Raw genomic sequence first — 15,354 nt, forward strand, 5'->3', positions numbered from 1 at the left:
CAGGGATGTGCATTGGGGCGTACAGTGCGTATTGACATATGCACCTGTGCCCCCAAGTACGAACAAATCAGTTGAGGTTTTATGTCCGGCCAAACCCCCTTGCCCAGTACCCCCACCACGCTGCCCCTGTTGCCCTTGCGCGACGTGGTGGTGTTCCCTCACATGGTCATCCCGCTGTTCGTGGGCCGGCCCAAGAGCATCAAGGCGCTGGAAGCCGCCATGGAGGTCGAGCGCCGCATCATGCTGGTGGCGCAAAAGGCCGCCGCCAAGGACGAACCCACCGCGGACGACATGTTCGAGATGGGCTGCGTCGCCAGCATCCTGCAGATGCTCAAACTGCCTGACGGCACCGTGAAGGTGCTGGTCGAAGGCGTGCAGCGCGCCCAGGTGCAGGAGGTGATGGACGGCGAGAGCCACTTCACCGCCTCGGTGTTGCCGCTGGAGGCCACCCAGGAACTGGCCGGCACCGAAACCGCCGAGCTGGAAGCCCTGCGCCGCGCGGTGATGCAGCAGTTCGATCTGTACGTCAAGCTCAACAAGAAGATCCCGTCCGAGATCCTCACCTCCATCTCCAGCATCGATGACGCCGGCCGCCTGGCCGACACCATCGCCGCCCACCTGCCGCTCAAGCTCGAATCCAAGCAGGAAGTGCTGGGCCTGGACCAGGTGGCGCGCCGCCTGGAGAATCTGTTCGCCCAGCTGGAGCGCGAGGTCGACATCCTCAACGTCGACAAGAAGATCCGTGGCCGTGTGAAGCGCCAGATGGAGAAGAATCAGCGCGACTTCTACCTCAACGAGCAGGTCAAGGCCATCCAGAAGGAACTGGGAGAAGGCGAGGAGGGCGCCGACATCGAAGAGGTCGAGAAGAAGATCAAGGCCGCCAAGATGCCGGCCGAGGCGCGCAAGAAGGCCGAAGCCGAGCTGAAGAAGCTCAAGTTGATGTCGCCCATGTCGGCCGAGGCCTCGGTGGTGCGCAACTACATCGATGTGCTGACCGGCCTGCCCTGGAGCAAGAAGACCAAGATCAAACACGATCTGGGCCTGGCCGAGGGCGTGCTCAACGAAGACCACTTCGGCCTGGAGAAGGTCAAGGACCGCATCCTTGAGTACCTCGCGGTGCAGCAGCGTGTGGACAAGGTCAAGGCACCCATCCTGTGCCTGGTGGGCCCGCCCGGCGTGGGCAAGACCTCGCTCGGGCAGTCGGTGGCCAAGGCCACGGGCCGCAAGTACGTGCGCATGGCGCTGGGCGGCATGCGCGACGAAGCCGAGATCCGCGGCCACCGCCGCACCTACATCGGCGCCATGCCGGGCAAGGTGTTGCAGAGCCTGACCAAGGTCGGCACGCGCAATCCGCTGTTCCTGCTCGACGAGATCGACAAGCTGGGCACCGACTTCCGCGGTGATCCGTCGAGCGCGCTGCTGGAGGTGCTGGACCCGGAGCAGAACCACACCTTTGGCGACCACTACGTGGAGGTCGACTTCGACCTGTCGGACGTGATGTTCGTGGCGACCAGCAACTCGATGAACATCCCGCCGGCCCTGCTGGACCGGATGGAAGTGATCCGCCTGTCGGGCTACACCGAGGACGAAAAGACCAACATCGCCGTCAAGTACCTGCTGCCCAAGCAGATGAAGAACAACGGCGTGAAGGACGAAGAACTGGCCGTGGCCGAGGACGCGGTGCGCGACATCGTGCGCTATTACACCCGCGAGGCCGGCGTGCGTTCGCTCGAACGCGAACTCTCCAAGATCTGCCGCAAGGTGGTCAAGGGCCTGCTGCTCAAGAAGTACACCCCCACCGTCCAGGTGACGGCGGACAACCTGTCGGATTTCCTGGGCGTGCGCAAGTACTCCTATGGCCGCGCCGAAGGCCAGAACCAGGTTGGTCAGGTGGTCGGTCTGGCCTGGACCGAGGTGGGTGGCGACCTGCTGACCATCGAGGCCGCGCTCATGCCCGGCAAGGGTGTCATCACCCGCACGGGCTCGCTGGGCGATGTGATGAAGGAGTCGGTCGAGGCTGCGCGCACCGTCGTGCGCAGCCGCTCACGCGCCCTGGGCATCAAGGACGAGATGTTCGAGAAACGCGACATCCACATCCACGTGCCCGATGGCGCAACGCCCAAGGATGGCCCCAGCGCCGGCGCAGCGATGACCACCGCCCTGGTGTCGGCCCTGACCGGCATTCCCGTGCGCGGTGACGTGGCCATGACCGGCGAAATCACCTTGCGCGGCGAGGTCACCGCCATCGGTGGCCTGAAGGAAAAACTGCTGGCGGCGTTGCGCGGTGGCATCAAGACCGTGATCATCCCGGAAGAGAACGTCAAGGACCTGGCCGAGATTCCCGACAACGTGAAGAACGACCTGCAGATTGTCCCGGTGAAGTGGATCGACAAGGTGCTCGAGATCGCCCTGGAGCGCCTGACCGTGCCACTGACCGACGAAGAGGTGGCCGCGGCCGCCGTGGCCCCCACGCCCGTCGCCGCCCAGACCACCGAGTCTGTGAAGCACTAAAAATTTTCGGGCTCAGTTGACGAAATCCAAAAAATAGCGATATACTTTCAGCTTCAGACAAAACGCACAACGTTCTGTTTGAAACATGCGGGAATAGCTCAGTTGGTAGAGCGCAACCTTGCCAAGGTTGAGGTCGCGAGTTCGAATCTCGTTTCCCGCTCCACACATTGAAAAAGGGAAGCCCAGGCTTCCCTTTTTTGTCCACCCTGTTCAATCTTGGGGTGGGCGCACCGCACACGGCGCGATAGCAAAGCGGTTATGCCCCGGATTGCAAATCCGGTTAGTCCGGTTCGACTCCGGATCGCGCCTCCAGATGATCTTCGCAGAAACGACAAAGCCGACCTGAGGTCGGCTTTGTCGTTTCTGAGCGGTGAATCAGCCTGGCCCGTGCCGTTTGCACACACCAGGGCCAACCGATCACGCCGCCGGCTTCTCCCGCTCCCGCAGCTTGAAGCGTTGGATCTTGCCGGTGGCGGTCTTGGGCAGGTCGCTGACGAATTCGATCATGCGCGGGTATTTGTAAGGAGCCAGCCTGTCTTTGACGAAGGCCTTGAGCTCGGCGTCGGTGGCCGCGACGCCGGCCTTGAGCACCACAAAGGCCTTGGTCTTGGTCAGACCCTCCTCGTCGGGCACGCCGATCACCGCGGCCTCCAGCACCGCCGGGTGCTGCACCAGCGTGGCCTCCACCTCGAAGGGGCTGACGTAGATGCCGCTGACCTTGAGCATGTCGTCGCTGCGTCCGCCGTAGGTGTAGCTGCCGTCGGCGTTGCGGATGTACTTGTCGCCGCTCTTGGTCCAGCCTCCCTGGAAGGTCTCGCGTGTCTTGGCGCGGTTGCCCCAGTACATCAGCGCGGCCGACGGACCGTGGATGTAGAGGTCGCCGGGCTCACCGTCGGGCACGGGCTGGCCATCGTCGCCACGCAACTCGATGTCGTAACCCGGCACCGGCCAGCCGGTGGTGCCGTAGCGCACCTGGCCGGGACGGTTGGACAGGTAGATGTGCAGCATCTCCGTGGAGCCGATGCCATCGATGATCTCCACCCCATAGTGCTGGGTGAAGCGCTCACCGATGTCGGCCGGCAGGGCCTCGCCGGCCGACGAGGTCAGGCGCATGGCGACCTGATCGCGCGCCGGCAGCGAGGGCGAGGCCAGCATGCCGGCAAAGCCGGTGGGGGCGCCATAGAACACCGTGGGCTTGAGGCCTGCCTGCGCCGGCGTGGCGCCGGTCCAGCGCGCGAAGGTGGCGTCGGGCGTGGGGCGCTCGGCCATCAGCACGGTGGTGGCGCCCACGCTCATGGGGAAGGTGAGGGCGTTGCCCAGGCCGTAGGCAAAAAACAGCTTGGCGGCCGAGAAGCAGACGTCGTCCTCGCGCAGGCCCAGGATGGCCTTGCCATAGAGTTCGCAGGTCCAGTAGGGGTTGGCGTGGGTGTGCACCGTGCCCTTGGGGCGGCCGGTGGAGCCCGACGAATACAGCCAGAAACCGGGGTCGTCCGGCCCGGTGGCCGCCGGTCTGGCCAGCGGTGAATGGCCCGACACAAAGGCCTCGAAATCGACCTCGGCCGGGTGCAGTGGTGCCAGCGGCCGCGAGACGATGACCTTCTGCACCTCGTGGTCGGACTTGGTCATGGCCGAGGTCAGCGCCGGCAGCAGCGCGCCCGAAACCAGGGCCGCCTGGGCACGCGAGTGCTCCAGCATGTAGGCGTAGTCGTCGGCCGTCAGCAGGGTGTTGACCGCCACCGGCACCAGGCCCGCGTACATGGCGCCCAGAAAGGCCACCGGCCAGTCGTTGCCGTCCTGCATCAGCAGCAGCACGCGTTCCTCGCGCTTGAGGCCCAGGGCGCGCAGGCCGGCGGCCAGGCGGCGCACCCGCTCGTCCAGCGCGCCGTAGCTCAGGCGGCCCTGGTCGTCGATGAAGGCCGGCTTGTCCGCCCGGCCGGCATTGGTCTGCAGCAGGTGCTGGGCGAAGTTGAACGGTGCCTGGGGCGCCGCGATGGCGTGGTGGCTCATGGCCTGTCTCCTGTTGTCCTGTTGTTCTCTGCGGTCCGGCGCCAGCTTACAGCGCCGCCAGCACCTCGGTCGAGGCCTGCAAGGCGCTGCGTCGGTGGTAGAAGTTCAGCGCGCGGGCGCCGCCCAGTTCCTCGCCGCCACCGGCGCGGCCCGGGCCGCCGTGCAGCGACTGCGGCATCACGTTGCCGTGGCCGGTGTGCTGGTTGGCCACATCGGGGCTGATGATGTGCACGCGGCCGTGGCTGTCGGCCAGTTCCAGGGCGGTGGCGGCCAGCGCGCCGGCATCCGTGCCATAGAGCGAGGCCACCAGCGAACCCTGGCCCCGGCGGATCAGCCGCAGCGCGTGGGCGGCGTCGCGGTAGGGCACCAGGGTGGCCACGGGCCCAAACACCTCGGTGTCGTGCACCAGGTGGGCCGCGTCGCTGCCGGCCGCATTGCGCGTGCCCAGCAGGGTGGGGCCGACGCAGCAGGCGACCGCGGGATCGGCGTCCACCAGCGCCTGGGTGCTGCCGTCGTGCAGCACCTCGGTCTGGGTTTGCAGGCGTTGCAGACCCTCGCGCACGGTGGCCAGCTGGGCGCGGTTCACCAGGGCGCCCATGCGCACCACCTCATTGCGCGGGTTGCCCACCGTGGTCTTGGCCAGGCGCGCGGCCACGGCCTGGGCCACCGTGGTGTACAGCGCCTCGGGCACCAGCACGCGGCGGATGGCGGTGCACTTCTGGCCCGACTTCTGCGTCATCTCACGCGCCACCTCCTTGACCAGCAGTTCCACGGCCGGGCTGTCCGCGCCTTCGCCGGGCAGCAGCAAGGCCGAGTTGACGCTGTCGGCCTCGATGTTCACCCGCACCGAATGCTGGGTCACGGCCGGGTGCGAGCGGATCACGGCGGCGGTTTCGGCCGAGCCGGTGAAGGACACCACGTCAAAGGGCTGGAGCGCGTCCATCAGGCCGGCCGAGCTGCCACAGACCACCGACAGCGCGCCCACCGGCAGGATGCCGGCGTTGACCACGTCCTGGACCATGCGCTGCGTGAGCCAGGCGGTGGCCGTGGCCGGCTTGATGATCACCGGCACGCCGGCGAGCAGGGCGGGCGCGGCCTTTTCCCACAGGCCCCAGCTCGGGAAGTTGAAGGCGTTGATGAACAGCGCCACGCCGCGCGTGGGCGTGAGCACGTGCTGCGACTGGAACAGCGGCTCCTTTCCCAGGCGGGCCGGCTCGCCATCGAGCAGAAAGCGCCGGTCGCCCAGCGTGTCGCCCATCTTGGCGTAGGTGCCCAGGGTGTAGATGCCGCCGTCCACGTCGACAGCGGTGTCGTTCTTGACCGTGCCGCTGTTGGCGGTGGAGATTTCGTAGTAGGCATCGCGGTGCGTCTGCAGCACCTTGCCCACGGCGGCCAGCAGGGCGCCGCGTTCGCGGTAGGTGAGTGCGCGCAGGGCGGGGCCGCCCACCTCGCGCGCAAAGGCGAAGCCGGCCTGAAGATCCAGGCCGGTGGCGTCGACGCGGGCGATTTCGGTGCCCAGCACCGGGTCGAACAGCGCGGTGCCCGCGCCCTGGCCGGCCACCCATTGGCCGCCGATGAAGTTGGAAAGCAGTTCGGGCATGTGTGGGGTCTCGGTGGGGTTCAGCGGGTGAATTCGATCTGGCCCTGGGGCAGCAGGTAGAGCACCAGGGCGCGGCCCTGGCTCACGGTGGGGCGGTGGGCGCTGCCGGGCGGGCAGACCAGCCAGCCGGCCGGGCGGCCGTCGAAACAGGCGTCGGCGTCCAGCGGCATGATGAGGTCGATCTCGCCCTGCGGGTGGGTGTGGTGCGGGCCGGCGATGTCCTGCATGTCCACCACGTCGACCGAAAAGCCGTGCAGGTCGTCCGCGGGCTTGAAGATGCGACCGTAGCGTATGCCGCCGCCTTCGCGGTCGCACAGCCAGCCGTCGCGCACGCCGGCCTCGCAGCTGGCGCGCAGGGCGGTGTAGGTGACGCTGCCGACGCCGTGGGTCTGGTTGAGCCAGGTGTCGAGCGTGGCGTCCAGTGGCCGGCCAGCGAGTTGGGTGGTCAGGTTGGCGATCTGATCGCGAAACAGGGCGGGGGTCATGCAAGGGTCTCCTCGAAACGGGGGCTGCAGGCTTGCCGGGATGCAGAAGATGCAGTATTGTGCGTCTGCACTGTAGGCAATCGCGCCCACGGTGTCAAGCACTATATTGCATGTTATGAGCGAAAACTCTGTGTCTGCCGCCGTGCTGGCCGCGACAGACGAAGACAAGAACCCCTTTCTGACCGCCCTCGGCGAGCGTGTGCGCGCCCTGCGCGCGCGCCGTGGCATGACCCGCAAGGGCCTGGCGGCCGCGGCCGACGTGTCCGAGCGCCACCTGGCCAACCTCGAATACGGTGTTGGCAACGCCTCCATCCTGGTGCTGCTGCAGGTGGCGCAGGCGCTGCAGTGCCCGCTGGCGGAGCTGATTGGCGACATCACCACCTCCTCGCCCGAATGGCTGATGATCCGCGAACTGCTGGAGCGCCGCGACGAGGACACCTTGCGCCGCGTGCGCGTGGCCGTGGGCGAGATGCTGGGCACGGGCGGCGCCAACGCGGGTGCGGGCGGGCGCAGCTCGCGCGTGGCGCTGATCGGCCTGCGCGGCGCCGGCAAGACCACGCTGGGCAGCCTGCTGGCCGAAGACCTGGATTTCCCCTTTGTCGAGCTCAGCCGCGAGATCGAGAAATTCGCTGGCTGCAGCATCTCCGAGATCCAGGGCCTCTATGGCGTCAACGCCTACCGCCGCTACGAGCGCCGGGCGCTGGAGGAGGCGATACAGATCTACCCCGAGGCGGTGATCGCCACGCCCGGTGGCCTGGTGTCCGACCCGGCCACCTTCAACCTCCTGCTGGCCCACTGCACCACGGTGTGGCTGCAGGCCGCGCCCGAAGACCACATGAAACGCGTGGCGGCCCAGGGCGACATGCGGCCCATGGCCGCCAGCTCCGAGGCGATGGAGGACCTCAAAGGCATCCTGGCCGGGCGTGCGGCCTTTTATTCCAAGGCCGAGTTCCAGCTCGACACCAGCGCCCAGCCGCTGCAGCCCACCTTTGTGGCCTTGCGCACCCTGGTGCGGGAGGCGCTGAAGCTGCCAACCTGAAAAATAGTGCATAAAAATGCACCTGTCATGTTGCAAACCTTGAGTTAATGCAATATGATGCATATCAGCGGGTGCGCTGTGCCGTCCCGCGATCCGCCGCACCGAACACCGTCCGCCCGAGGAGACCCCATGAGCAACGCCGCACCCCAAGTCGATTACCAGACCGATCCTTCGCAATACCGGCACTGGAAGCTGGCCTTCAACGGCCCGGTGGCCACGCTGTCGGCCGACTTCGACGAAAACGCCGGTCTGCGTCCCGGCTACAAGCTCAAGCTCAACAGCTACGACCTGGGCGTGGACATTGAACTGAACGACGCCATCAACCGCGTGCGCTTCGAGCACCCTGAAGTGCGCACCGTGGTGGTGACCAGCGCCAAGGAAAAGGTGTTCTGCTCCGGCGCCAACATCTTCATGCTGGGCGTGTCCAGCCACGCCTGGAAGGTGAACTTCTGCAAGTTCACCAACGAGACCCGCAACGGCCTGGAAGACTCGTCCACCCACAGCGGCCTGAAGTTCCTGGCCGCCGTCAACGGCGCCTGCGCCGGCGGTGGCTACGAACTGGCCCTGGCCTGTGACGAGATCATCCTGGTGGACGACCGCAGCAGCGCGGTGAGCCTGCCCGAGGTGCCGCTGCTGGGCGTCTTGCCTGGCACCGGCGGCCTGACCCGCGTGACCGACAAGAAGAAGGTGCGCCACGACCTGGCCGACATCTTCTGCACCAGCGTGGAAGGGGTGCGCGGCCAGAAAGCCAAGGACTGGCGCCTGGTCGACCACATCGCCAAGCCGGCGCAGTTTGCCGCCAAGGTGCAGGAGCGCGCGCTGGAACTGGCCGCGCAGAGCGACCGCCCGGCCGACGCCAAGGGTGTGAGCTTGCCCCGCCTGGCCCGCACGGTGGCGGCCGATGCCCTGCATTACGCCCACGTGTCGGTCGAGATCGACCGCGCCAAGCGCACCGCCACCTTCACCGTCAAGGCGCCCACCGGCGCCCAGCCGTCGGACGTGGCCGGCATCGAAGCGGCCGGCGCCGCCTGGTACCCGCTGCAGATGGGCCGCGAACTCGAAGACGCCATCCTGCACATGCGCACCAACGAGCTGGACATCGGCACCTGGCTGATCAAGACCGCCGGTGACGCCGCCGCCGTGCTGGCCATGGACGCCGTGCTGATGGCAAACAAGAATCATTGGCTGGTGCGCGAAACCATCGGCCTGCTGCGCCGCACCTACAGCCGCCTGGACGTGTCCTCGCGCAGCCTGTTTGCTCTCATCGACAGCGGCACCTGCTTCGCCGGCAGCTTCCTGGAGCTGGCCCTGGCCTGCGACCGCAGCTACATGCTGGCCCTGCCCGACGACGAAGCCGCCGCACCCAAGATCACCGTGGGCGACACCAACTTCGGCCTCTACCCCATGGTCACCGGCCAGAGCCGCCTGGGCCGCCGCTTCTACGACGAAGCCCCCGCGCTGGACGCCGTGCGCGCCCGGGCCGGCCAGGCGCTGGACGCCGACGCCGCCTTCGCCGTGGGCCTGGTCACCGCCAACCCCGACGACATCGACTGGGCCGACGAGATCCGAATCGCCATCGAAGAGCGCGTGGCCATGTCGCCCGACGCCCTGACCGGCCTGGAAGCCAACCTGCGCTTCAACGGCCCCGAGAACATGTTCACCCGCGTCTTCGGCCGTCTCACCGCCTGGCAGAACTGGATCTTCCAGCGCCCCAACGCCGTCGGCGAAAAGGGTGCCTTGAAGGTCTATGGCAAGGGCGACAAGGCCGCCTTCGACTGGAACCGCGTCTAAACCACCGTTTTCGTTGTGCGGCGCGGACCGGGTGGCGCGCCGCAACCGAACCCCTTCCACCGTTGAAATCCCAGGAGACTCACCATGTCCAGCATCGACTACAGCGAGAAGATTCCCAACAACGTGAACCTGGCCGAGGACCGCACGCTCAAGCGCGCGCTCGAACAGTGGCAGCCCAACTACCTGAACTGGTGGAACGACATGGGCCCGGACGGCTCGCAGAACTTCGACGTCTACCTGCGCACGGCCATCAGCGTGGACCCGCAGGGCTGGGCCCAGTTCGGCCACGTCAAGATGCCCGATTACCGCTGGGGCATCTTCCTCAACCCCGCCGAGCAGGACCGCAAGATCCACTTCGGTGACCACAAGGGCGAAGCCGCCTGGCAGGACGTGCCTGGCGAATACCGCGCCAACCTGCGCCGCATCATCGTGACGCAGGGCGACACCGAGCCCGCATCGGTGGAGCAGCAGCGCCACCTGGGCCTGACCTGCCCGAGCCAGTACGACCTGCGCAACCTGTTCCAGGTCAACGTGGAAGAAGGCCGCCACCTGTGGGCCATGGTCTACCTGCTGCACAAGTACTTCGGCAAGGACGGCCGCGAAGAAGGCGAAGCCCTGCTGGAGCGCAACAGCGGCAACGCCGACAACCCGCGCATCCTCGAAGCCTTCAATGAAGAGACGCCCGACTGGCTGTCCTTCTTCATGTTCACCTACTTCACCGACCGCGACGGCAAGTTCCAGCTCTGCGCATTGGCCGAGTCCAGCTTCGACCCGCTGGCGCGCACGACCAAGTTCATGTTGACCGAAGAAGCCCACCACATGTTCGTGGGCGAATCGGGCGTGAGCCGCGTGATCAACCGCACCTGCCAGGTGATGAACGAGCTCAAGACCGACGACCCGGCCAAGCTGCGCGCCGCCGGTGTGATCGACCTGCCCACCATCCAGCGTTACCTGAACTTCCACTTCTCGGTGACCATCGACCTCTTCGGTGCCGACGAGTCCAGCAACGCCGCCACCTTCTACAGCACCGGCCTCAAGGGCCGCTACGAAGAAGGCAAACGCACCGACGACCACCAGCTGCGTGGCCAGTTCTACAAGGTGCTCAACGTGCAGAACGGCCAGCTGGTCGAAAAAGAAGTGCCCATGCTCAATGCGCTCAACGAAGTGCTGCGCGACGACTACATCAAGGACAGCGTGGGCGGCGTGGAGCGCTGGAACAAGGTGATCGAGAAGGCCGGCATCCCCGTGCGCCTGACCGTGCCGCACAAAGCCTTCCACCGCAACATCGGCCTGCTCAAGGGCGTGAAGGTGGCGCCGGACGGCCGCGTGATCTCCGAATCCGAATGGAGCGCCAACCGCGACAACTGGCTGCCCAGCGAGGGCGACCGCGCCTTTGTCGCCAGCCTGATGGGCCGCGTGGTCGATCCCGGCAAGTTCGCCAACTGGATCGCGCCTCCGGTGATGGGCATCAACCGCCAGCCGGTGGATTTCGAGTACGTCCGGTTCAATTGACCCCCCCGCGCCGCGCCTAGGGGCGCGTCACCCCCCAGGGGGCAACACCTACGGGCCGGCGGAGCCGGACCCGTGGTGTTCCCGGGTGAGGCACGCTTTTCGGAGAGTGTGGCTCTGTTTCCCGCCGCGCGCGCTACCGAGCATGGGTTGGGGTGGCTGGCGCAGTGAGGTAAAGGAGGAGCCGGCCGCAGGCCGGCGGGGGACACGAACGGAGCCAGTCACCCCAACCCATGCGGCGCCACCAGGTCACCCAAACGCGGCACCCTGCAAGACAATAGCGCACACCCCAGAAGTACGGAGACCTACGATGAACGCCCCTGCCGCTGTCGTCAAGCAGCACCTGATCGACCCCGAAATCTGCATCCGCTGCAACACCTGCGAGTCCATCTGCCCGGTGGGTGCGATCAGTCACGACTCGCGCAACTATGTCGTGGACATCGACAAGTGCAACTGGTGCAACGACTGCATCTCGCCTTGCCCCACGGGCAGCATAGACAACTACCGCAAGGTGCTCAAGGTCAAGGCCTACAGCCTGGCCGAGCAGCTGAGCTGGGACGTCCTGCCCGCCGAGCTGAGTCCGGCCGACCTGGTGGCGGACGGCGCCAGCGGTGAAGCCGAGCCCGTGGCGGCGCCCGAGCCGGCGCCCAGCGCCCTGGCCGCCCCCGGCGAACCGGTGTTCAACAGCGCCGCCTACGGCGCCACGCTGCCGCCCTGGTCGGCGGCACACGCCTACACCAACCTCTATGGTCCCAAGGCGGCCGAGAAGTCCATCACCGCCACCGTCGTGGGCAACGTGCGGGTGACCGAGGTGGGCGGCGAAGGCGGCAGCGACTATGACACCCACCACGTGGTGCTGGATTTTGGCGGCATGCCTTTCCCGGTGCTCGAAGGCCAGTCCATCGGCATCATCCCGCCCGGCACCGACGACAAGGGCCGGCCGCACCACGCGCGCCAGTACAGCATCGCCAGCCCGCGCAACGGCGAACGCCCCGGCTACAACAACCTCTCGCTGACCATCAAGCGGGTGCTGGAAGACCACCAGGGTCAGCCCGTGCGCGGCGTCGCCAGCAACTACATGTGTGACCTCCAGGTGGGCGACCAGGTGCAGGTGATGGGACCGTTCGGCACCAGCTTCCTGATGCCCAACCACCCCCGCAGCCACATCGTGATGATCTGCACCGGTACTGGCAGCGCCCCCATGCGTGCCATGACCGAGTGGCGGCGCCGGCTGCGTGCCTCCGGCAAGTTCGAAGGTGGCAAGCTGATGCTGTTTTTTGGCGCCCGCACCCAGCAGGAGCTGCCTTACTTCGGCCCACTGCAGAACCTGCCCAAGGACTTCATCGACATCCACTTCGCGTTCTCGCGCACGCCCGGTCAGCCCAAGCGCTACGTGCAGGACCTGATGCGCGAGCGCGCGGCCGACCTGGCCCAGATGCTGGCCGACCCCAACAGCCACTTCTACGTCTGTGGCCTCAAGAGCATGGAAGAGGGCGTGGTGCTGGCCTTGCGCGACGTGGCCCAGGGCGCCGGCATGGATTGGGAAAAAGTGGGGGCCTCGCTCAAGAAGGAAGGCCGGCTGCACCTCGAGACCTACTGAGCCGGCTGCGGCTGGCCCTCGCCCAGGAAGCGGGCCGCCATCGGCCCGATCAGCTCCAGCATGGCCTGTTGTGTCAGGGTGGCTGGGCGCTGGGCGCTGATGGCAATGCTCAGGCGGGTGCGCAAGCGAGGCGAATGCACCTTCTGCAGCACGAGCGAATGGGCTTGCGCCGAGGTGAGGACCGCGTTGCGCGACAGCAGGGCGCAGCCGGCGCCGTCGGCGACCAGGTCCAGGATGGCGCTGACGCCGTCGATTTCGAGGGCTATCTGCGGCCGGCAGCCGATGTTGGCCAGTTCGGTCTCGACCAGCATGCGGATGGCGTTGGGGCGGGTCGGGATCACCAGCGGCAGCTGAGCCACCTCGCGCAGCGTGATGCCGTCCTCGCCCACCGCCGTGCCCTGCCGTTGCACCAGGTACAGGTCTTCCTCCATCAATGGCGTGAGTTCGATCTCCGGCGACGGCATGGCGTTGTAGAGCACGACCAGGTCCAGGCGGCCCGACAGAAGGCCGTCGAGCATGCTCGACGACAGGCCCTCGCTGATCGACAGCGAGGCATCGGGCAGGCGCTGGCGGAATTCGCGCGTGAGCGGCACCGTCAGCACCTTGGCCACGCTGGTGGGCAGGCCGATGGCCACCCGGCCGGCCAGCGCACCCCGCACACGCCCCAGTTCCTCCTTGGCCCGCTCCACCTGGTGCAGGATGCCGCGCCCGTGGTCCAGCAGCAGCTTGCCGGCCTCGGTCGGCGTGGCGCCACGGCCATTGCGCACCAGCAGGTTCTGCCGCAACTCCACCTCCAGCAGCCGCACCTGCCGGCTCAGCGCCGGCTGGGCGATGTTGAGCGCGGTGGCGGCCCGGGTGAAACTGCCCAGTTCGGCCACGCGCACGAAATATTCCAGTTGCTTGAGGTCCATGGGGCAGGTGGGTGGTTGGAGCTATATCGCGACTCTCATTATGCCGAATTGTGATAGCTGCTAGCCAACATGCCCGCTTGGCGTTCGGGGTCTCCGTGTCCACAATGCTGGACCAACCGCAGACCACGCCACGCCACCATGAGCACAAGCATCCGAGGCATTTCGTCCATGGCCACCCGCCAGGTGCTGGCCGACCTGGTGTCGGCTTTCGAGCAGCGCACGGGCCAACGTGTGGTGTTCGAATCGGTCGGTGGTGTCGACGCGGCCAAGCGTGTCGCTGCCGGCGAGGCCTTCGACGTTGTCGCGCTGGCCTCGGACGCCATCGACAAGTTGATCGCCGCCGGGCGTGTGGACGCCGGCAGCAAGGTCGACCTGGTCCGCTCCGGTGTGGCGGTGGCCGTGCGTGCAGGTGCGCCCTTGCCCGACCTGTCCAGCGAAGCCGCCGTGCGCGACGCCGTGCTGGCCGCGCCCCGCATCAGCTACTCCACCGGTCCCAGCGGCGTGGCCCTGGCCCAGCTGTTCGAGCGCTGGGGCATCGCCGCGGCGATCCAGTCCCGCATCGTGACGCCGCCGCCCGGCGTGCCCGTGGGCACGCTGGTGGCAAAGGGCGAGGTCGACCTGGGTTTCCAGCAACTGAGCGAACTCATCCACCTGGACGGCATCACCGTGGCAGGCCCGCTGCCGCCGGCCATCCAGATCATCACCACCTTCTCGGCCGGCGTCTGCACGGGCTCGGCCCAGGCCGGCGTGGTGCGCGAGATGCTGGCCTACATGGCCTCGCCCGAAGCGCTGGAGGCCAAGCGCCGCCAGGGCATGGACGCCGCCTGAGCGACCTTCCCCGACCCTCACCGACAACAACAGGAGCCGCACCATGATCATCGACTGCCATGGCCACTACACCACCGCCCCCAAGGCGCTGGAGAACTGGCGCAACGCCCAGATCGCCAACCTCAAGACCCCCGAGCTGGGCCCCAAGGTGGCCGATCTCCAGATCAGCGACGACGAGCTGCGCGAGTCCATCGAGACCAACCAGCTGCGCCTGATGAAGGAACGCGGCTCCGACCTCACCATCTTCAGCCCGCGCGCCAGCTTCATGGCCCACCACATCGGCGACTTCAACACCTCGTCGACCTGGGCCGCCATCTGCAACGAGCTCTGCTACCGCGTGTCCCAGCTGTTCCCGGACCACTTCATTCCGGCCGCCATGCTGCCGCAAAGCCCCGGCGTCGATCCGCGCACCTGCATCCCCGAGCTGGAGAAGTGCGTCAAGGAATACGGCAACGTCGGCATCAACCTCAACCCGGACCCGAGTGGCGGCCACTGGACCAGCCCGCCCCTGAGCGACAAGTCCTGGTACCCCATCTACGAAAAGATGGTCGAGTACGACATCCCGGCCATGGTCCACGTCAGCACCAGCTGCAACGCCTGTTTCCACACCACCGGCGCCCACTACCTGAACGCCGACACCACGGCCTTCATGCAGTGCCTGACCAGCGACCTGTTCAGCGACTTCCCGACGCTGAAGTTCATCATCCCCCACGGCGGTGGCGCCGTGCCCTACCACTGGGGCCGCTTCCGGGGCCTGGCGCAAGAGCTCAAGAAGCCGCTGCTCAAGGACCACCTGCTCAACAACATCTTCTTCGACACCTGCGTCTACCACCAGCCGGGCATCGACCTGCTGACCAAGGTGATCCCGGTCGACAACATCCTGTTCGCCAGCGAGATGATCGGCGCCGTGCGTGGCATCGACCCCGAGACCGGCCACTACTACGACGACACCAAGCGCTACATCGAGGCCTCGACCATTGTCGTCGGCGACGACCGTCACAAGATCTACGAAGGCAACGCGCGCCGCGTGTTCCCGCGGCTGGACGCCGCTCTCAAAGCAAAGGGGAAATGAC

Annotated in this window: 11 protein-coding genes and 2 tRNA genes; 9 read left to right on the plus strand and 4 right to left on the minus strand. The window is 66.9% G+C overall.

All coding sequences use genetic code 11. The annotated features are described in order from the left end of the window. Positions 1 to 81: 81 nt before the first annotated feature. The 3 genes from lon (at position 82) to AAHB17_RS00325 (ending at position 2,823) form a co-directional block, all read left to right on the plus strand. Complete coding sequence (gene lon / locus AAHB17_RS00315) at positions 82 to 2,511, plus strand: endopeptidase La (RefSeq protein WP_342128411.1); 2,430 nt, start codon at positions 82 to 84, stop codon at positions 2,509 to 2,511. 87 nt (positions 2,512 to 2,598) lie between these two features. Further along, positions 2,599 to 2,674 (plus strand) — tRNA-Gly (locus AAHB17_RS00320). Between the two features lie 75 nt (positions 2,675 to 2,749). Further along, a tRNA-Cys gene (locus AAHB17_RS00325) sits at positions 2,750 to 2,823 on the plus strand. A gap of 105 nt (positions 2,824 to 2,928) precedes the next feature. On the opposite strand, the gene AAHB17_RS00330 is transcribed toward AAHB17_RS00325, so the two are convergent. From AAHB17_RS00330 to AAHB17_RS00340, 3 genes are read right to left on the minus strand one after another with little or no spacing between them, the layout of a single operon-like run. Beyond that, entirely contained in the window at positions 2,929 to 4,518 is a 1,590-nt protein-coding gene (locus AAHB17_RS00330) for a benzoate-CoA ligase family protein (protein WP_342128412.1), read from the minus strand. A gap of 46 nt (positions 4,519 to 4,564) precedes the next feature. Then, positions 4,565 to 6,118, minus strand: coding sequence for a 3,4-dehydroadipyl-CoA semialdehyde dehydrogenase (locus tag AAHB17_RS00335; RefSeq protein ID WP_342128413.1), 1,554 nt, complete (start codon positions 6,116 to 6,118; stop codon positions 4,565 to 4,567). A 20-nt stretch (positions 6,119 to 6,138) separates the two neighbouring features. After that, on the minus strand, positions 6,139 to 6,603 hold the full coding sequence (locus AAHB17_RS00340) for a DUF4863 family protein (RefSeq protein WP_342128414.1): 465 nt from the start codon (positions 6,601 to 6,603) through the stop codon (positions 6,139 to 6,141). Between the two features lie 115 nt (positions 6,604 to 6,718). Here AAHB17_RS00340 and AAHB17_RS00345 point away from each other — a divergent pair, with 115 nt between their 5' ends. From AAHB17_RS00345 to boxA, 4 genes are all read left to right on the plus strand, one after another. Beyond that, entirely contained in the window at positions 6,719 to 7,642 is a 924-nt protein-coding gene (locus tag AAHB17_RS00345; protein ID WP_342128415.1) for a helix-turn-helix transcriptional regulator, read from the plus strand. 129 nt (positions 7,643 to 7,771) lie between these two features. Next, positions 7,772 to 9,433, plus strand: a complete 1,662-nt coding sequence (gene boxC, locus AAHB17_RS00350; RefSeq protein WP_342128416.1) for a 2,3-epoxybenzoyl-CoA dihydrolase — start codon at positions 7,772 to 7,774, stop codon at positions 9,431 to 9,433. 84 nt (positions 9,434 to 9,517) lie between these two features. Then, positions 9,518 to 10,945, plus strand: coding sequence for a benzoyl-CoA 2,3-epoxidase subunit BoxB (boxB, locus tag AAHB17_RS00355; RefSeq protein WP_342128418.1), 1,428 nt, complete (start codon positions 9,518 to 9,520; stop codon positions 10,943 to 10,945). Between the two features lie 307 nt (positions 10,946 to 11,252). Next, on the plus strand, positions 11,253 to 12,542 hold the full coding sequence (gene boxA / locus AAHB17_RS00360) for a benzoyl-CoA 2,3-epoxidase subunit BoxA (RefSeq protein ID WP_342128419.1): 1,290 nt from the start codon (positions 11,253 to 11,255) through the stop codon (positions 12,540 to 12,542). Here the strand turns inward: boxA and AAHB17_RS00365 are convergent. Next, entirely contained in the window at positions 12,536 to 13,453 is a 918-nt protein-coding gene (locus AAHB17_RS00365) for a LysR substrate-binding domain-containing protein (protein ID WP_342128420.1), read from the minus strand. The genes boxA and AAHB17_RS00365 overlap by 7 nt on opposite strands. Before the next feature lie 138 nt (positions 13,454 to 13,591). Here AAHB17_RS00365 and AAHB17_RS00370 point away from each other — a divergent pair, with 138 nt between their 5' ends. Together AAHB17_RS00370 and AAHB17_RS00375 are read left to right on the plus strand one after the other, a co-directional pair. Beyond that, positions 13,592 to 14,281 carry a substrate-binding domain-containing protein gene (locus AAHB17_RS00370; RefSeq protein ID WP_342128421.1) on the plus strand — a complete coding sequence of 230 codons (690 nt, stop codon included), beginning with the start codon at positions 13,592 to 13,594 and terminating at the stop codon, positions 14,279 to 14,281. Between the two features lie 43 nt (positions 14,282 to 14,324). Next, complete coding sequence (locus AAHB17_RS00375) at positions 14,325 to 15,353, plus strand: amidohydrolase family protein (protein WP_342128422.1); 1,029 nt, start codon at positions 14,325 to 14,327, stop codon at positions 15,351 to 15,353. Position 15,354: the final 1 nt, after the last annotated feature.

The sequence above is a fragment of the Hydrogenophaga sp. OTU3427 genome, from assembly GCF_038440225.1.
Taxonomy (GTDB): Bacteria; Pseudomonadota; Gammaproteobacteria; order Burkholderiales; family Burkholderiaceae_C; genus Hydrogenophaga.

Bases quoted from the DNA above. Each gene is read 5' to 3' on its own strand.
- lon (WP_342128411.1), top strand. From the start codon at position 82: ATGTCCGGCCAAACCCCCTTGCCCAGTACCCCCACCACGCTGCCCCTG.
- AAHB17_RS00330 (WP_342128412.1), bottom strand. From the start codon at position 4,518: ATGAGCCACCACGCCATCGCGGCGCCCCAGGCACCGTTCAACTTCGCC.
- AAHB17_RS00335 (WP_342128413.1), bottom strand. From the start codon at position 6,118: ATGCCCGAACTGCTTTCCAACTTCATCGGCGGCCAATGGGTGGCCGGC.
- AAHB17_RS00340 (WP_342128414.1), bottom strand. From the start codon at position 6,603: ATGACCCCCGCCCTGTTTCGCGATCAGATCGCCAACCTGACCACCCAA.
- AAHB17_RS00345 (WP_342128415.1), top strand. From the start codon at position 6,719: ATGAGCGAAAACTCTGTGTCTGCCGCCGTGCTGGCCGCGACAGACGAA.
- boxC (WP_342128416.1), top strand. From the start codon at position 7,772: ATGAGCAACGCCGCACCCCAAGTCGATTACCAGACCGATCCTTCGCAA.
- boxB (WP_342128418.1), top strand. From the start codon at position 9,518: ATGTCCAGCATCGACTACAGCGAGAAGATTCCCAACAACGTGAACCTG.
- boxA (WP_342128419.1), top strand. From the start codon at position 11,253: ATGAACGCCCCTGCCGCTGTCGTCAAGCAGCACCTGATCGACCCCGAA.
- AAHB17_RS00365 (WP_342128420.1), bottom strand. From the start codon at position 13,453: ATGGACCTCAAGCAACTGGAATATTTCGTGCGCGTGGCCGAACTGGGC.
- AAHB17_RS00370 (WP_342128421.1), top strand. From the start codon at position 13,592: ATGAGCACAAGCATCCGAGGCATTTCGTCCATGGCCACCCGCCAGGTG.
- AAHB17_RS00375 (WP_342128422.1), top strand. From the start codon at position 14,325: ATGATCATCGACTGCCATGGCCACTACACCACCGCCCCCAAGGCGCTG.